Here is a 17751-nt window from a genome sequence, read left to right as displayed (position 1 = left end):
GTGGCGGGATCCGTCGGCGCTGCCTCGCGGGGTCCCTGGAGGGAGTCCGCGGGATGCGTACACAGACGGCCGTCACACAGCGTACCAGTACGGAAGGACGGTCCTCCCCGGGGTCCGGCCCGCCCCCCGGGGAGCCGCGCCGGACGCCCCGTGGCGGGCGGCGCCGGTGCCGTCGGCGTGGTCGCGGTCAGCCCGTCATGGCGCGGGCGGCCGTGTAGACGTCGAAGACGGCCAGGGCCAGCGGGACGAGGGTGAGCAGGACGAAACCCTCGAAGATCTCCAGGAAGCGGCCCCAGAAGGGGGTGAGGCCGCTGCGGGGCACGATCAGGCCGATCGCGGTGATCAGCGCGGACAGCGCGGCGATGACGACGACGAGCCAGACGGTGCGGATCTCCAGGGCCGTGCGGTCCCCGGACAGGGCCTCGCGGATCACCGGGTGCGGAGGGTCGAGGGCCAGCCCGAGGCCCAGCAGGACGAGGCTGCCGAGCCCCGCGGCGAGGCAGGCGCCCACCTGGGCGGTGTAGCGGAAGAGCTGCGCGCGCATCAGGAGGGCGGCGCCGGTCGCGAACGCCAGCAGCTGCGCCCAGACGTCGCCGGAGAAACCGAGGACGGCGGCGGAGGCGACGGCGAGCAGGGCGCAGCCGCCGACGAGCCCGACCAGCAGTTCGTGGCCGCGCCGTGCCCGCGCCTCGATCCGGGCCAGGTCCACCGGTTCCTGCGGGGCGGGGTCGGCGCCGTACGCGGCGCGGCCGGTGCTCGGGGGGTCGTAGCCGATGGGGAGGCGGGCGAAGCGCATGGACATGCCGGGCAGGAAGGCCAAGGTCATGACGGCGAGGGGGGCGCACAGGGCGGCGATCTCGGTGGGTGTCCAGCTCAGCAGGATCGCGACGAACACCGTGACCATGGCGACGGCCGAGGCAAGGACGCAGGCGACGAACGGGCCGTCGCCGCGCGGGGAGCAGACGGTCAGGACGACGGAGGCCACCAGTACCGCCGCGCAGCCGAGCAGGAACTGCAGTCTGCCGACGCCCTGACCGTCCGCGAGCGGGAGGAGCCCGGAGCCACCGACGCCCGCGTTGGCCAGGGCGCCGAGCCCGAGGGCGACGGCGGAGGCACGGTCGTCGTAGACGCGGGCACGGACGGCGGCGAGAGCGAGGAGGACGACACCGGCCACGGCCGCGAGGACGCCGATCCGGCTGTGCATGTCGTGCCGCGGGTCGGCGGTCCAGACGACGAAGGCGAGCAGGACGGGCAGGACGCCGCCGCCGACGAGGCCGGCGACGCGCGTCAGATCGCCGCTCCACAGCCGGTGGTCGCGGGTCACGGCGGAGGCCACCGCTTCGGAGACGTCGTCGAAGACGGCCGGGGGCAGCGAGTCGGCGAACGGCCGCAGGGTGAGAAGTTCGCCGTCGAGAATGCGCTGTGCGGCGAAGGAGCGCGCGCTGTCGAGGACCGTGCCGTCGCGGCGCACGAGGTGGTAGCCGACCGGGGCGCCCTCGGCGGAGCTCTGCCGGGACAGCCGGAGGATCTCCGGGCAGAGGTCGGCGACCGGCACGTCGTCCGGCAGGGCCACGTCGATCCGGCTGTCGGGCGCGACGATCGTGACCCGGCAGAAGCCCAGTCCCGCGCCCGCCCCGGCCGGGGCTGACCGGCCGGGCCCGCCCGCTCCGGCTGCCGTCGCGGAGGCCGTCATGCTCACCTGCTGCTCCCCCTCGGTGTTGGTTCCGCGTCCGCGGTGTGAAGGTCCTGCGCCCCTTCCTCCGGGTCGTCCCGCGGGTGGTCCGGCGGGGCGTGGGGCAGGGGTCCGTGCGGTCGGCCGCCGGTGTCCGGGCGGTCGCGCATCGCGCGGATTGCCCTGTTTCGCCGACCGGATTCGCGTGTGCTCACGCGAATCCACCGGCACCCTACCGCCCGTCGGCGGGCGCCCGGGTCAGTAGGATCACGCGGCGGCCCGCGTCCGCCCGACACGGGGCGGCGGACGGAACTCCGGGTCCGGCAAGGGAATTGGTGAGCGGTGAGCCAGATCGTTGTGAAGCGTCCACCGAGGGCGCTGCCGTCCGAGGTGCCGACGCACGAGGTCGTCCTGCAGCCTCCGCCGGAGTTGCCGCGCGGCCAACAGGAGAGCGTGCTGCTGCAGTTGCTGCCGACGCTCGGCATGGGCGGCTCGGTGGTCTTCTTCTTCACGAGCGGCCATCCGTTCATGAAGGTGATGGGCATGGTGATGATCGCGTCGACGATCGCCATGTCCGTCGCGATGGTGGTCCGCTACCGCCGCGGTTCCCAGACGCAGTTGGCGGACATCCGCCGCGACTACCTGCTGTACCTGTCGCAGGCCCGGCGCTCCGCCGTCGAGACCGCCGCCAGGCAGCGCGACGCGCAGTACTACCTGCACCCCTCCCCCGACCAGTTGTGGGCGCTGGTCGCCGAGGGCAGCCGGCTGTGGGAACGGCGGCCGGGTGACGAGGACTTCGCGCAGGTGCGCATCGGCCTCGGCCCGCAGGCCCTCGCCACCCCGCTGATCGCCCCGGAGACCGCGCCGGTGGAGCAGCTGGAGCCGCTGGCCGCGGGCGCCATGCAGCGTTTCCTCGCCACCCACGACACCCTCGACGACCTGCCGATGGCGGTGTCGCTGCGTGCCTTCTCCCGTGTCACCGTGGGCGGCGAGGAGGAGTCCGTGCGGGCGTCGGTGCGTGCCCTGACCGGCTCGCTGGCCGCGCTGCACTCACCGGCGGACCTGGTGATCGCGGTCATGGCGGGGCGGGAGGCGCTGGCGCACTGGGAGTGGGCCAAGTGGCTGCCGCACGTGCAGGCGCCCGGTGCCGCGGACGGCGCCGGCAGCCGCCGTCTCATCGGCGGCGACCCCCGCGACCTGGAGGACCTGCTGGCCCACCGCCTCACCGGCCGCCCCCGCTTCCACCCCGGCGCGGCGCCGCTCCCCGACGAGCCGCACGTCGTGGTCGTGCTCGACGGGGTGTCGCTGCCGCCGGACTCCGTCCTCGCCTCCGCAGAGGGCCTCCAGGGCGTGACCGTCGTCGAGATCGTGCCCGGTGAGCCGGGCGGTTCCCGCGGCGACCTCTCCGTGCTCGTGCACCCCGGGTCGCTGCGCCTGGAGTCGGGGCACGGGCTGGTCTACGAGGGGGTGCCGGACGCGTTGTCGTACCCGGCGGCGGAGGCGCTGGCGCGGCAGTTGGCGCCGCTGCGCATGGCGTCGGGCGGGGACGACGACGAACCGCTGCTCGCCAACCTGGAGTTCACGGATCTGCTGGGCCTCGGGGACGCGGCGTCGGTGGACCCGAACCGGACCTGGCGGCCGCGTGCGCTCGCCGAGCGGCTGCGGGTGCCGATCGGTGTGGGCGAGGACGGGCGGCCCGTGATGCTCGACCTGAAGGAGGCAGCGCAGGAGGGCATGGGGCCGCACGGTCTGTGCGTGGGCGCCACGGGCTCCGGCAAGTCGGAGCTGCTGCGCACGCTCGTGCTCGGCCTAGCGGTCACGCACTCCTCGGAGACCCTGAACTTCGTCCTCGCGGACTTCAAGGGCGGCGCGACCTTCGCCGGTATGGCGCGGATGCCGCACGTCGCCGCCGTGATCACCAACCTGGCCGACGACCTCACCCTGGTCGACCGCATGGGCGACTCGATCCGGGGCGAACTCAACCGCCGCCAGGAGTTGCTGCGCGACGCGGGCAACTACGCCAACATCCACGACTACGAGAAGGCGCGCGCGGCGGGCGCCCCGCTCCAGCCGATCCCCTCGCTGGTGCTGGTGATCGACGAGTTCAGCGAACTGCTCACCGCGAAGCCGGACTTCATCGAGATGTTCGTGCAGATCGGCCGGATCGGGCGGTCGCTGGGCGTGCATCTGCTGCTCGCGTCGCAGCGCCTGGAGGAGGGGCGGCTGCGCGGGCTGGAGACGTACCTGTCGTACCGCGTCGGTCTGCGGACCTTCTCGGCCGCCGAGTCGCGGGCCGCGCTGGGTGTGCCGGACGCGTACGAGCTGCCGAACGTGCCGGGTTCCGGGTTCCTGAAGTTCGGCACGGACGAGATGGTGCGCTTCAAGGCGGCGTACGTGTCCGGGGTGTACCGCTCGGGCGCCGCGGACGCGGGCGCGGCCGGCGGGCCCCGGCCGGTGGACCGGCGGCCGGTGCTGTTCACGGCGACGGAGGTGCCGGTGCGGTACGCGGCGGTGCCCCCGCCCCGTACGGAGCCCGGGTCCGACACGGACGACGCGCTCGCCGACACGGTGCTGGACGTGATCGTGCGGCGGTTGGAGGCGCAGGGCCCGGCGGCGCACCAGGTGTGGCTGCCGCCGCTGGACAGCCCGCCGTCGCTGGACGGGCTGCTGCCCGGTCTGACGGCGGTGGAGGGCCGGGGGCTGACCCGGCCTGGGTACGAGGGCGCGGGACGGCTGGTCGTCCCGGTCGGCATCGTCGACAAGCCGTTCGAGCAGCGGCGTGATCCGCTGTGGGTGGACTTCTCCGGGGCGGCGGGCCACATGCAGATCATCGGCGGCCCGCAGTCCGGCAAGTCGACACTGCTGCGCACGCTGATCTCGTCGTTCGCGCTCACGCACACACCGCACGAGGTGCAGTTCTACGGGCTGGACTTCGGCGGTGGCGGCATGTCGGCAGTGGCCGGGCTGCCGCATGTCGGCGGGGTGGCGTCGCGGCTGGACCCGGAGAAGGTGCGGCGCACGGTGGCGGAGGTGTACGGCGTGATGACGCGCCGGGAGGAGTACTTCCGGGCGGAGGGCATCTCGTCGATCGCGGAGTTCCGGGCGCGGCGCGCCCGCGGCGACATCGCGGTCGCGGACCAGCCGTGGGGGGACGTCTTCCTCGTCATCGACGGGTGGGGGTCCTTCCGCACGGACTACGAGGGGCTGGACTCGGTGGTCCTCGACATGGCGGCGCGGGGTCTCGGGTACGGCATCCATCTGGTGCTGGCCGTGTCCCGTTCGATGGAGGTCCGTTCGAACCTCAAGGACCACATCATGAACCGCCTGGAGCTGCGGCTCGGCGACCCGATGGACTCCGAGATCGACCGCAAGGTCGCGGTGAACGTGCCGACGGGGGTGCCGGGGCGGGGTCTGTCGCCGCAGAAGCTGCACTTCATGGCGGCGGTGCCGCGGATCGACGGGCTGACCTCCGACACGGATCTGGCGGACGCGACGACCGCGCTGGCCGGCGAGGTCGCGCGGCACTGGGAGGGGCCGGGCGCCCCTCAGGTGCGGTTGCTGCCGCGGCGGGTACCGGTGGAGCAGTTGCCGCCGGGTGATCGCCTCCCGCGGCAGGGTGTCGCGTTCGGGCTCGACGAGGACCACCTGGAGCCGGTCTTCGTGGACTTCGAGCAGGACCCGTTCTTCCTGGTCTTCGGGGAGAGCGAGTCGGGGAAGTCGAATCTGCTGCGGCTGCTGGTCAAGCAGCTCACCGCGCGCTACTCGGGTGACGTCTGCAAGCTGTTCGTGGTGGACAACCGCCGGTCCCTGCTGGATGTCACACCGGCGTCCCACCTGGCCGAGTACATCCCGATGTCCAACGCCATGGACCACCACATGACGGCCCTCGCGGACCTGATGAAGCGGCGCACGCCCACCGCCGACGTGACCGCGCAGCAGTTGCGGGACCGCAGTTGGTGGCGCGGGCCGACGGTGTACGTGGTCATCGACGACTACGACCTGGTGTCCACGTCGAGCGGGAACCCGTTGAGTGGTCTCACCGAGCTGCTGCCGTTCGCCCGTGACGTCGGGGTGCGGTTCATCATCGCCCGTTCCACGGCGGGCGCGGGGCGGGCGTCGTACGAGCCGTTCATGCAGCGGATGAAGGAACTCGGCGCACAGGGTGTCGTCCTTGCGGGTGATCCCGGCGAGGGCGATCTCCTCGGGGGTGTGCGGCCCCGTCCGATGCCCGCGGGCCGGGGGATCTTCGTGTCGCGGCGGCGCGGCAAGCCGCTGGTGCAGACGGGCCTGGTCCCGGAGGAGACCCTGTGACGGGGTGTCGGCGGCGTCCTGAGCCGTGCCCGGGTCCGGTGCAACGGCCCGGCGTCCACCGGCGGGACGAGGCGGGTGGAACCGGTCGGGAAGGGCTCGGGCGTGGCGTGGGACGAGGGGGGCGGCTGAGGTCGCGGGCGGCGGCGCGGCCGGGAACGCCGCCGTCTTCGCTCATCCGAAGGCCCGCTGCGACAGCGGGGCAGTAGGGTGACTCGCACGGTTCGTTCGCACGTCAGGAAGGTTTTCATCAGGATGACCGACGCACCGGACACCGAGGTCGGCACTCAGGCCGAGGACGTGAAGGCACGCAAGGAGCGGGAGAAGAACGAGCTGTACGCCCTCGACATCTCCGGGGTGGAGTGGCACTCCGCGCCCGGTACGGAGGAGCACGAGGAGCGGGTGGAGATCGCGTATCTGCCGGGCGGCGCCGTCGCGATGCGTTCCTCGCTCGATCCCGGGACGGTGCTGCGGTACACCGAGGCCGAGTGGCGGGCGTTCGTGCTCGGGGCGCGGGACGGGGAGTTCGACCTGGAGCCGGCACCGCACAACGGCGGGCTCGCCGTGGACTCGGCCGAGTAGGGCCGCGTGGGCTGCTGACGGGCCACCGTGGCGGACCACAGCAGCGGGTGGACGTGCTGGACGTGCCCACCCGCTCGCTGGGTCAGGTCACAGGAAGTAGCTCGCGCCCTTGAGGTCGCCGCCGCGGTAGTCACCGCCGGCGTCGCCGATCCGGTGGCCGATGGCCATGAGGGCGTCGCGGATGCCGTTGGCATGGGTGTCCCAGTCCTTGTGCTGGGTCTTGAAGGCCTCGTGGGCCTCACCGCCCCAGCCTTCGGCGATCTTCTCGACGTCGGCCTTCAGGGCCTGGATCTGGTTCTCGAAGTCGCGTGCCAGGTTGCCGAGTTCGGTGGTGAGGGCGTCGAGCGTGCCGTACCTGACGGCAAGGTCCTGGTAGTCGCCGTTGACGTTCGTCATGACTGCCTTGTCTCCTTGGTGGTGGCTGCCGCCGGGAACTAGTAGCTGCTGAGGGCCGAGGACTTGCCGCCGAGGTCCTGGACGTCGATCTGGGTGATCCGCTGGTGGAGTTCTTCCTCCAGCTTGTCCTTGTCCTTGCGGTTGAGGTTGACGCCTTCGAGTACCTTCTCCAGCATGCGGCCGAGGGCCACCACGTGGTCGTTGATCTCGGTCTGCTTCTTGTCGAAGGCCATCGCGCCCTGACCCGTCCAGTTCTTCTCGATCATGTCGATCGTTCCCTGGAGGCGGCCGAGGAGCTTCTTGATGTCGTCGTAGCGGTCGATGATCCCCTTCTCCAGCAGCCAGACGCTCTCACTGTTGAGCTTCCGCCCGTCCGTCATGTCTCGCACTCCCTTTCCCGAACTGTGGTCGTGGCCTTCACACCGGTGCATTCCCCATTCGGTGGACCACTGTAGTCACTGTGCAAATCGCATCCAACTGGAGTTTTTGAGCGGTCAGTTGCCAATGGGGCACGGTGCCGGCAGGTGGCCGCGCGGACCCTTTGCTACTCGAATGCGGAGCCTTTGCTCCGGGCGGCGCGACGGCGTGCGTCGCGCACCACCACGGCGGTCCCGGCGATGAGCGCGGCCAGGACTGCCGTCGCGCCGAGGGCGTAGGTGGCGTACCGCTCGTTGCGTTCCTGCGGCGTCTCGCCCAGGTGGAGTTCGGCGGCGGTCGGCGCCTCCGCCTCGCTGAGGCCCTCCCTCGGGTCGGGGGACCGGATCCGCCGGTCGTCGTCCGTGAGGGCGCGGACCGGGTCGACGACGCCCCAGCCGACCCGCTGGTCGTGGCCCGCGAAGGAGCGTTCGGCGGTCTGCTCGATCTGAGCGACGATCTCGGGGCCGGTCCATTCGGGGTGCTTGGCCTTGATGAGGGCGGCGACCCCGGCGACGTACGGCGCGGAGAAGCTGGTGCCGTTGTCGGAGCAGTGTCCGCCCTGGGGGACCGTGGAGACGATGTCGACGCCGGGCGCGGCGACGTCGACGAAGTCGCCGGACTGGGAGAAGGAGGCCCGTTCGTTGTTGCGGTCCGAGGCGGCGACCGCGAGGACGCCCTCGTACGACGCGGGGTAGGTCTTCTTGTCGTCGCCGCCGAGGCCGTCGTTGCCCGCCGACGCCACGACCACGATGTCCTGCCGCAGGGCACTGTCGATCGCCCGTTTCAGCGACTCGTCGGGCTCGACGGCGTTCGCGGTGTCCTGGGAGATGTTGATGACGTCCGCCTTCTGCGCCACGGCGTGGTCGATGGCCCGGACCAGTGTCTTCGTGGTGCCGTGGCCCTCCGCGTCGTTCTGCTTGACGGGGATGACGGTCGCCTCGGGCGCCAGGCCGACGAATCCCGTGCCCTTCGCGGGGCGGGCCGCGATGATCCCGGCGACCTTGGTGCCGTGGCCGACCGTGTCCGTGGTGCCGTCGTCCTTGCCGCGGTCGAGGGGCCGGCCCTCGTCGTCCTTGGCGGGAAGGTAGTTGGCGCCGCTGGAGACGTCGACGGCGTCCTCGAGCTGCTCGTGGCGGACGTCGACGCCGGTGTCGATCACCGCGACCCTTACGTCTCGGCCCTTCGACTGGCTCCACAGTTCGTCGAGGAGGACACGCTGGAGGGACCAGGGGCGGCCCTCGTACGTCGTCCTGCCGAAGACGCACTCGTCCGGGGAGGCCGCCGCCGCGGGCGTCACCGTGGCGGTGCCGGTGACGACGAACGCGGCGGCCGTCGCGGCGGCCACGCGGGCGGGTCGGCGGCGTGCACCTCGGCGGCGCGCGGAGGAGAAGGGCGGCGCCGGAGGGAACGGCGACGCGGGGGGCATGGGCGGCACGGGGCGGCTTTCCTGTCGCATCAACGGGTCCCCTGTCACGATCCCTGCGGCTGGCGCGCGTCCGCCGTCGACAGGCGGGGGCCCGTCGGCAGGAAGGCGGACCACTCGGCGGGGATCACGGCCGGGTCCAGGTCTCCGTAGCCGAGGCGGATCTGGGCGAGCCGCGCCTCGTTCCGGAGCCGCTCGCGTTCCTCCTTCGTGATGCCGATGCCCGCGTCGTCCCCGGCGCCGTCCGCGTTGGACTGCAGGGCGTAGCGCAGGCCGGTGTCGGTCACCAGGAAGACGGCGCCCGCCTTCGTCTCCTCGCCCTTGAACTGGCGGTAGAGCTGACCGGAGCCGGGGGTGACGTAGGCGCTGGAGGAGCCGGTGGCCAGCGGCGCGGGGAAGTCAGCGCCCGCCCAGGTGCTCAGGGTGGTGGTGCCGTTCCTCCCGTCGACGTCCCGCAGGACGGCGCAGACCGTGTCACGGTCCCGGCCGCCCTTGGACGCGCCGTTGACGGCCTCCGGCTCCAGGGTGGGCCAGTCCCGGTCCTCCCCGAACGGCTCACCGGGAACGATCTGACCGGGGCTGACTCGGCGTTCCTCGGCCCTCTGCCCGACGGGCACCAGTTCCCTGCTGATCAGGAGCAGCTCGGCGACGAACGCGGAGACGGGCGCGACCCGGTCGGGCAGCACCACGTAGTGCTGCTCCTCGGTCCCGTCCTTGGCCTTCAGGACCATGCCGACCTTCTTGTCCTCGTCCTTCAGCGGGCCGGGAACGTCCGCCGGGGCGCCCGGCCTGCCCTCGATCTTCGGGAACGTGATCGGGTCACCCTCGTGGAGGGTGTCGAGCCACTGCCGGCTCACCCGATGCGGTGTGCTGGCGGACCCGACGACGGCCCGCACCAGCAACTCGTCGTCGCCGACCAGCTCGTACGCGGTGCCGCCCGCGTCCACGACGTATCGGGTGCCGTCCGGGTCGATGACGTCGAGGAGTTGACCGCCGCGCAGCTTGTTCCGGCCCTCGGTGCGGTTCGTGTCGCGGGAGGCGAGGACGAACGCCGCCTTCTGGATGGCCCTGCCGCCGGGGCCCTGCCGTTCGCAGACCGCCCAGCGCTTCTTCGCCCCCGCCTCCTCGGCCGAGGGCAGCCGGTCGGGGGCGTACGGGATGCCGATCGTCACGCCGTGCGGGATGTCGCCCTTGTCGAGGACGGACTCGTCGACGGTGACGACCTCGCCCTTGCCGGTGGCGAGCAGCAGCTTGGCGGAGGCCATGTTGAGGACGGGGTGGAGCTGGGTCTTGCTGCCGGTCCCGCTCTCCGTCTCCAGGACGACGTACCGGGTCGTGGACTCGCTGGCGACGATCACCTTCTCGCCTGGCTTGTCCCAGTCCTTCGGTGCCGTCGGCTTGAACATCCCCCACGCCCCGAAGGCCGCGACGATGACGACTCCCACGATCGTGCCCGGCAGGACGGCCCGCAGCGGGCGCGGCGCCCCTTCGTCGGAACCGTCGGGGGACGACTGGAGGAAGGACGCGAGCATGCGGCGCTTCGCGAAGGTGTAGGCGTTGAGCTGGTCCCGCCGAGATGCCATGTGTGCGTGAATCTCCCCGTGTCTCGCCCTGATCGGCGCTCGGGGGTCACCGTCCCCCGCCCTCCGTCGTCAGACCGGCCCCCTACTATGCCCGGTACGGGGACGGCTCTGTGGAGCGGGTAGGGTACCTGGATCTTCCGGGGGCCCGTGGGCCTGGGAAATTCCGGCGAGTTGTGGACAGAACGGGGGGACGGAGTGAGGGTTTCCGGAGCGTTGACCCGGTCGCGCGAGCGGTCGCGGACACCAGGCTCCCCGGCCCCCGCGCCGCATCCTGCGGGACGGCCGTCCGCTCCCGGTGCGGCGCCCGCCGCTGCGGGTGCGGTGCAACCGCGGTCCCGGCCGGGGCGTTCCGGTTCGTTCCGGTTGCAACGGATCGTTCTGCTGGAGATCGCCGTGGCGGTCCTGCTCGTCGGCTGGGCGGTGGGCCCGCTGGCGCTGATCCCCGCGGCCGTCGTCGCCGTCCTGCTGGTCCTCCTCGCCCTCGTACGGCGCCGGGGCCGCTCGCTGCCCGAATGGCTGGCCACGGCACGGGCGTTGAAGGTGCGGCAGAAGAGGGCGGCGGCCTCCGCGATCCGCCCGGGGACCGAGCCGGGTCTCGCGCCGGCCGTCGAGTGCGACCCGAGTCTGCGGACGTACGCGTACGGCGGCCGGGAGCGCCGGCCCGTCGGCATCATCGGGGACGGCACCTTCGTGACGGCCGTCCTCCAGGTCGAGGCGGACGTGACGGCACTGCGCGCCGAACGGAGCCGACGGCCGCTGCCGTTGGGGCTGGTGCGGGACGCGCTGGAGGTCGACGGCATCCGGCTGGAGGCGGCGCAGGTCGTGCTGCACACCCAGCCGGCGCCCGCGATCCACCTGCCGCAGCAGTCGGTGGCCGTCAGCAACTACGCCCCGCTGCAGGCCCGGACGGGCGCGCCCGCGGTCCGTATCACCTGGATCGCCCTCAAGCTCGACCCGGAACTGTGCCTGGAGGCCGTCGCCATGCGCGGAGGCGGGCTCGTGGGCGCCCAGAAGTGCGTCGTCCGGGTCGCCGACCACCTGGCCAGCCGGCTGACCGGCGCCGGGTTCCGGGCGACCGTGCTCGACGAGGAGGAGTTGATCGCCGCCATCGCCACGTCCTCCTGCGCCAATCCGCTGGTGACGGCGGAGGCCGGGCGTACGGACACACCGCAGCGGCGGACCGAGGAGTCCGGGCGGAGCTGGCGCTGCGACAACCGGCGGCACACCACCTACTGGGTGCGGCGCTGGCCGCAGCTGGGCGGGCCGGGGTCCTCGCTCCCCCGGCTCGTGGGCGCGCTGACGGCCGTGCCCGCTCTCGCCACCACCTTCAGCCTGACCCTGGCCCGCGGGGAGCGGCAGGACGTGACACTCACCGGGCACCTTCGGGTGACCGGACGCAGCGACGACGAACTCGTCGCGGCCCGCCGCGCCTTGGAGCACACCGCCCGCGGGACGGGCACCGGACTCGCCCGCCTCGACCGCGAGCAACTGCCGGGTGTGCTCGCCACGCTGCCCCTCGGGGGTGCCCGATGACGATGACGACCGGGGCGGGTTCGCAGCCGCAGGGGACACAACCGCCGGGCGGGTACGTGTCGGGTTCGCCGGGCGGTTCCGCGGCGGGCGGGGCCTCGACCGGGGCGTCCGTCGGGGAGCGGGTGCGTGAGCGGGTGCGCTCCGGGCTCGGGCTCATCGGACCCCGGCACGGGCGGCACGCGCTCTCCGCCGAGCAACTCGACGCACTGGCGCTGCCCATCGGCGACGACGGGGTCGTCATAGGGGTGGACGCCGAGGGCCAGCCCGCCGTGCTGGGCGTCAACCGGCCCACTCCGTACGACGTCGTCCTCATCGGTGGTCTGTGGACGGCCCAGGTCCTCGCCCTGCGCGCGGCGGCGACGGGGGCGCGGGTCGCCGTGGAGACCGGGCGGGCCCAGTTGTGGATGCAGATGGTGCACGCCATGGGCGGCGGGCAGAACGGCATGACCGTGTACGACGTGGGCCGCGTGCCGCCGCAGGGCGCGTCGGCGGGCAACCCGGTGCTGGTGGTGCGTGACTGCGGTATGCGTCCGCCGCGCGGCCGGGTGGTCTCCGGGCCCTGGCAGTCGGTGCTGACGCTGCTGCCGTATCTCAGCCCGGTGGCGCCGCGGCTCATCCGTCAGGCGCGGCTCGTCGGCGTGCAACGGGTCTCGCCGGACGAGGCGGCCGAGTTGGGGCGCACGATGGCGCTGCCGCGGGCGGACGTGGAGTCGCTGCCGACGCTCGCCGACGGCGTCACGCTGTGGTGCGCCGACCGCGACCGGCAGTACGTGATGACCCAGCCGACCGACGCGGAGACGGGGTTGCTGGGGACGCCCCGACGGATGGACTGAGGGTGCGCGCACCGTCAGGGGCGCGCCCTCGCGAGCATCCGCCGGGCGGCGTGCGCCTGCGCGTGAGCGGCCTTCGCATCGCCTGTCCCGACCACCGCTCCGCGGTTTCCCCTCTCGGGGCCTCTCCCCACCGTCCGTCTCCGGGTGTCTCGTTCTGCTTGCATCGCGGTAAGGACCGGATGGGGCAGTCCCGTTGAGGATGCGGGCCCCGCCTCCGGGCAGGGTGTGACGGAACGGGCGGGCGCGGAGGGGCGGGCGGGCCTGCCGTCGTCACGCGCGTGGTGATTAGGCTGGGTGCGGGGGCGCACACCACGACGTTCAGGACGACACGGCTCGAACGACGAGAACGGTCGGCCCCGGTACGACTTTGAGGGTGCTCGACCACACCAGGAGGAACTGTGAACAGCGATCGGGACGGGATGCGCGGGGGCTGGGCCACGCCCGGCGATGACCAGTCCGACGCGGAGTCCGCCATCGAGACGACGGGCGAGTTCACCATCGACTACGCACCGCCTGCCTGGTACACCCAGAACGCCTCGCCGCAAGGGGCGGGTTCGCATCCGGAGTCGGGGACGGGGCCGAGCGGGGACGCCGGTTCGAGTGCCGCTGCGGGTGCTGGTGCTGGTGCGAGCGCGGGAGGTGCCGCTCCGGCGGCCGGGCCCGTGCCACCTCCGCAGGCCCCGCCGGGCGCCACCCCTCCCCCGCCGTGGCCCCCGGTGGCCGCCGCTCCCACACCGGGACCTGCCCCCGCCCAGGCGCCCACTGCTGTTCCGGCGCCCGCTCCCGCCCCGGCCGACGTCGGCAGCGGTGACATCGAGAGCGGCGCGACCATGCGGATCTCCGCCGCCGCGCTGAAGCGTGACATCGCGCAGGTGGCCGCGCCCGGCGCGCAGGCTGACACGAACGCGGACGTCGACGGGGCTGCGGGCGCCGGTGGTGAGGCGTCGGCCGGGGACGCGGGTACGGGTGCGGGTGCCGAGGCACCGGAGGCCGGGCCTGAGGCGGAGGGCGTGACGGTCGTCGGCGAGGACGGTGACCGTGCCGCCGAGGGGATCGCGGAGAACGGCACGGCGACCGGCGGATCCGTCGAGAGCCCGGTTCAGGGCCACGGCCGGAGCCACGAGGGCGCGCCCGAGGAAGCCGCGGCCGGCGCCGAACCGACCGACGCCGTGGAGGGCCGGTCCGAGCAGGGCGATGTGACCGCCGAGGGCTCGGCGGGTGCCGACACGTCCGGCGAGGCCGACCCGGCCGGGGTGAACGGCGGGAGCGCGACGGCCGCTGAGGTGTCCGGCGACGCCGGGGGCGCGGAGGGCGAGCAGCCCGATGGCGCCGTCACCCCGGACGCCGCCTCCGGAGAAGCCCAGCCGACGGATGCCGCCGCATCTCAGAACGCCGCACCTCAGGACACCGCACCTCAGGACCCCGCTCCCCGGGAAGCCGTCCCGCAGGTACCGGGCGCGGGCGCCGACGTGCCCGCCGCCACCACCCCCGCCACCCTGAACGCCGAGGGCGAGGCTCCGCAGGACGCACCGCCCGTGCCCGTCTCGCCGGACGCCTCCGGTGCCGTACCGCAGACTCCTCCCGCGTGGACTCCCCCACCGGCCCCGCAGGGCGGGCTGCCGCCGCTGCCGCCCGCGTACCAGCCCGCCGCGCCCGCACCGGCCGCGCAGTGGCCGGCGTCCGCGCCGCCGGCCCCGGCCGCGCAGGCGTCCCCCACGGCCCCGGACCCCGCACACCCGGCGGCCCCACAGCAGCCGGTCCACCCGCAGGCCCCGCCGGAGGCGCCCGCCGGCCCCGGTACTCCGGGCGCTCCCGCTCCCGACGCCCAGGGCACCCCCAGCGCTCCGGGCACCCCTGGCACACCACCACCCCCGCTGTCCCCGAACGACGTGCCGCCCCCGGCGGGCTACGGCTTCCCGCACCCCCCGGCGCAGCCCGCCACCCCGAACGCCCCCGGTGCCCCCGGCGCTTCGGGCCACCCCGGTCACCCCGGCCACCCCGGCCACCCCGGTCACCCGGCCCACCCCGGACAACCCGGCACCCCCGCACCCACCGCACCCCCGTTGCAGCCCACCCCCGGCTACGGCTTCCCGCCCGCCGCCTCCGTGCCCCCGCAGGCGGGCTACGGCTTCCCCCAGCCGCCGCAGGCCCAGCCCGGCACTCCCCACACCCCCGACGGTGCCGGCGCGCCGGACACCCCGGCGGCCGCACCGACCCCCACCACCCCGCAGCCCCCGGCCCCGCCCTCGGGCTACGGCTTCCCTCACCCCGGTGCGCCCCAGGCTCCGGGCACCCCTGGCGGCCTCCACAGCGGGTACGGGTTCCCCCAGCCCGGCGGGCCCGCCCAGCCGCACGCTCCGATCCCCGGCCAGCCCGGCCCGACGGGCTACGGCTTCCCCCAACCCCCGGCACAGCCCGGCACCCCGAACGCCCCCGGCACTCCGGGCCACCCCGCTCACCCGCCCCAGCCCGGACAGTTCGGCGCTCCCGTAGCCCCCGCCCAGCCCGCACCCCCTCCCCACCCCGGCGCCCCCGCCCACCCCCAGGCCCCCGCGGGCAGCCCCGTCGACCCGGCCGACGCGGCCGCGTCCCACACCCCCCTCACCCCCACCGCCCCCGTCGACCCCCGTACCGGTGCCGCCTGGCCGCAGGCGGTGCAGCACGATCAGCGGCAGCCGACCCACCCCGGTGTGGCGCCGCTCGGTTACACGGCGGCCGTGGAGCTGTCCTCCGACCGACTGCTCAACAGCAAGAAGCAGAAGGCGAAGAGCAGCCGGCCGACGTCCGGCGGCGGACGGTTCAAGCTCGGCGGCAAGAAGGAGGAGGCCGAGCGGCAGCGGAAGCTGCAGCTGATCAGGACCCCCGTCCTGTCCTGCTACCGCATCGCGGTCATCAGCCTCAAGGGCGGCGTCGGCAAGACCACGACGACCACCGCCCTCGGCTCCACGCTGGCCAGCGAACGGCAGGACAAGATCCTGGCGATCGACGCCAACCCGGACGCGGGCACGCTCGGCCGCCGGGTCCGCCGCGAGACCGGTGCCACCATCCGCGACCTGGTCCAGGCGATCCCGTACCTCAACTCGTACATGGACATCCGGCGGTTCACCTCACAGGCCCCGTCGGGTCTGGAGATCATCGCCAACGACGTCGACCCGGCCGTCTCCACCACGTTCAACGACGAGGACTACCGGCGTGCGATCGACGTGCTCGGCAAGCAGTACCCGATCATCCTGACCGACTCGGGTACCGGACTCCTCTACAGCGCGATGCGCGGGGTGCTGGACCTCGCCGACCAGCTGATCATCATCTCGACGCCGTCCGTGGACGGCGCGAGCAGCGCCAGTACGACCCTGGACTGGCTCTCCGCGCACGGGTACCAGGACCTGGTGGCGCGGTCCATCACGGTCATCTCGGGGGTGCGCGAGACAGGCAAAATGATCAAGGTGGAGGACATCGTCCACCACTTCGAGACCCGCTGCCGCGGCGTCGTGGTCGTGCCGTTCGACGAACACCTCGCGGCCGGCGCCGAGTTGGACCTCGACATGATGCGGCCGAAGGTGCGGGAGGCGTACTTCACGCTCGCCGCGATGGTCGCCGAGGACATCGCACGGCACCAGCAGTCGCACGGCCTGTGGACGTCTGACGGCAACCCGCCCCCGGTGGCCGCCCCGCCGCTGCCCGGCCAGCCCCTGCCGGGCCGGCAGCCGTACCCGCCCCAGCAGGGCCAGCCGTACCCCGGCCGGCCCTATCCGGGTCAGCCGTATCCGGGTCAGCCCGCCCAGCCCGGCCAAGCCCCTCAGCCGTACCCCGGCCACCCGGCTCCGGGCGGGCCGTACCCGCCCCCGCAGGGCCAGACCCCGCCGCCCGCGGCGCCCCCGCAGCAGTAGCGGGAGCAGTCCGGCCCTGCATACGGAAGGGCCCGTACCGTCGACAACGCGGTACGGGCCCTTCCGTACTGTTCGCCGGGTCCGGCGCCCGAGGGGATCGGGGAGCGGGTCACTCCCCCTCGTACGCCGCGATCAGCTCACGGCACGTCTTCACGTCCTCCGCCATCGCCACGAGCAGCGCCTCCAGCGAGTCGAACTTCGCCTGCCCCCGCACGAACGCGAGGAAGTCGACCGCCACATGGAGCCCGTACAGATCGAGGCCGACACGGTCGATCGCGTACGCCTCGACCGTGCGCTCGGTTCCGTCGAACTGCGGGTTCGTGCCGACGGAGATCGCGGCCGGCATGGCCTCGCCCTCGACGTGCAGCCAGCCGGCGTAGACGCCGTCGGCGGGGATCGCGGTGTGCGGGAGGGTCTCGACGTTGGCCGTGGGGAAGCCGAGCTCTCGGCCGCGCTGCGCACCGCGTACGACGACGCCCTCGACACGGTGGGGGCGCCCGAGGATCTCGCGGGCGCCCTGGACGTCGCCCTCGGCGATCAGCCGCCGGGTCAGCGTGGAGGAGAAGGGCTCGCCGCCGCCCGCGTCACCGGTGACGTACAGGTCGACGACCTCGACGTCGAAGTCGTACGTCTTGCCCTGCTCGGTGAGGAACAGCACGTCCCCGGCGGCCTTGTGGCCGAAGCGGAAGTTGGGGCCCTCGACGACGGCCTTGGCGTGCAACTTGTCGACCAGGACCTTCACCACGAAGTCGGCCGGCGAGAGCCGCGAGAACTCCGTCGTGAAGGGGAGGACCAGGACCGCGTCCACACCCAGCTCGGCCATCAGCTCGGCACGGCGGTGGTGCGGGGCGAGCAGCGGCGGATGCGTGCCGGGGCGCACCACCTCGCTGGGGTGCGGGTCGAAGGTGACCACGACGGAGGGGACACCCAGCTCGCGGGCGCGCTCCACGGCGTGCCGGAGGATCAGCTGGTGCCCGCGGTGCACCCCGTCGTAGGAACCGATGGTGACGACGCTGCGCCCCCAGTCCTCGGGGATGTCCTCCAAGCCACGCCAGCGCTGCACTGTGACCGCTCCTAGTCGAACCCGTGTCCGTGGTTGCCTCTACGCAGGTCTAAG

The 17751-nt window shown here is 73.5% G+C and carries 11 protein-coding genes; 5 read left to right on the top strand and 6 right to left on the bottom strand.

The genetic code is table 11. The features are described from left to right. Nucleotides 1-187: 187 nt before the first annotated feature. Nucleotides 188-1699 (bottom strand): type VII secretion integral membrane protein EccD, encoded by a 1512-nt coding sequence (gene eccD / locus GSY65_RS27365; protein ID WP_201452686.1) that lies wholly within the window; start codon nt 1697-1699, stop codon nt 188-190. Nucleotides 1700-2014: 315 nt separating this feature from the next. Between eccD and eccCa the strand changes: the two genes are divergently transcribed. Beyond that, a complete protein-coding gene (gene eccCa, locus GSY65_RS27360; protein WP_159773606.1) occupies nt 2015-5983 on the top strand; it encodes a type VII secretion protein EccCa in 3969 nt (1322 codons plus the stop codon). Between the two features lie 252 nt (nt 5984-6235). Beyond that, nucleotides 6236-6562, top strand: a complete 327-nt coding sequence (locus GSY65_RS27355; RefSeq protein ID WP_159773604.1) for a DUF397 domain-containing protein — start codon at nt 6236-6238, stop codon at nt 6560-6562. Between the two features lie 87 nt (nt 6563-6649). Here the strand turns inward: GSY65_RS27355 and GSY65_RS27350 are convergent, their stop codons facing one another. The 4 genes from GSY65_RS27350 to eccB all read right to left on the bottom strand — a co-directional run bounded on the left by GSY65_RS27350 (nt 6650) and on the right by eccB (nt 10381). Further along, the gene (locus tag GSY65_RS27350) at nt 6650-6958 is read right to left on the bottom strand and encodes a WXG100 family type VII secretion target (protein WP_159773602.1); all 309 of its coding nucleotides are present in this window, start codon (nt 6956-6958) and stop codon (nt 6650-6652) included. 38 nt (nt 6959-6996) lie between these two features. Then, nucleotides 6997-7338: a WXG100 family type VII secretion target gene (locus GSY65_RS27345; RefSeq protein ID WP_159773600.1), complete on the bottom strand. Its 342-nt coding sequence runs from the start codon at nt 7336-7338 to the stop codon at nt 6997-6999. Between the two features lie 164 nt (nt 7339-7502). Continuing rightward, nucleotides 7503-8720: a type VII secretion-associated serine protease mycosin gene (mycP, locus tag GSY65_RS27340; RefSeq protein ID WP_236580085.1), complete on the bottom strand. Its 1218-nt coding sequence runs from the start codon at nt 8718-8720 to the stop codon at nt 7503-7505. Nucleotides 8721-8845: 125 nt separating this feature from the next. Then, a complete protein-coding gene (gene eccB / locus GSY65_RS27335) occupies nt 8846-10381 on the bottom strand; it encodes a type VII secretion protein EccB (RefSeq protein ID WP_159773598.1) in 1536 nt (511 codons plus the stop codon). 363 nt (nt 10382-10744) lie between these two features. Here eccB and eccE point away from each other — a divergent pair, with 363 nt between their 5' ends. The 3 genes from eccE to GSY65_RS27320 all read left to right on the top strand — a co-directional run bounded on the left by eccE (nt 10745) and on the right by GSY65_RS27320 (nt 16634). Further along, nucleotides 10745-11914 (top strand): type VII secretion protein EccE, encoded by a 1170-nt coding sequence (gene eccE / locus GSY65_RS27330; RefSeq protein ID WP_159773596.1) that lies wholly within the window; start codon nt 10745-10747, stop codon nt 11912-11914. 2 nt (nt 11915-11916) lie between these two features. After that, on the top strand, nt 11917-12747 hold the full coding sequence (locus tag GSY65_RS27325) for a hypothetical protein (protein WP_443043306.1): 831 nt from the start codon (nt 11917-11919) through the stop codon (nt 12745-12747). Nucleotides 12748-13145: 398 nt separating this feature from the next. Further along, complete coding sequence (locus GSY65_RS27320) at nt 13146-16634, top strand: SCO5717 family growth-regulating ATPase (RefSeq protein WP_236580083.1); 3489 nt, start codon at nt 13146-13148, stop codon at nt 16632-16634. Between the two features lie 109 nt (nt 16635-16743). On the opposite strand, the gene GSY65_RS27315 is transcribed toward GSY65_RS27320, so the two are convergent. Beyond that, nucleotides 16744-17697 (bottom strand): bifunctional riboflavin kinase/FAD synthetase, encoded by a 954-nt coding sequence (locus GSY65_RS27315; protein WP_159773592.1) that lies wholly within the window; start codon nt 17695-17697, stop codon nt 16744-16746. Between the last annotated feature and the right edge of the window lie 54 nt (nt 17698-17751).

The organism is Streptomyces sp. HM190 (assembly GCF_009857135.1).
GTDB classification, from domain to species: Bacteria; Actinomycetota; Actinomycetes; order Streptomycetales; family Streptomycetaceae; genus Streptomyces; species Streptomyces heilongjiangensis.
This window is presented reverse-complemented; position numbering and strand designations above follow the sequence as displayed.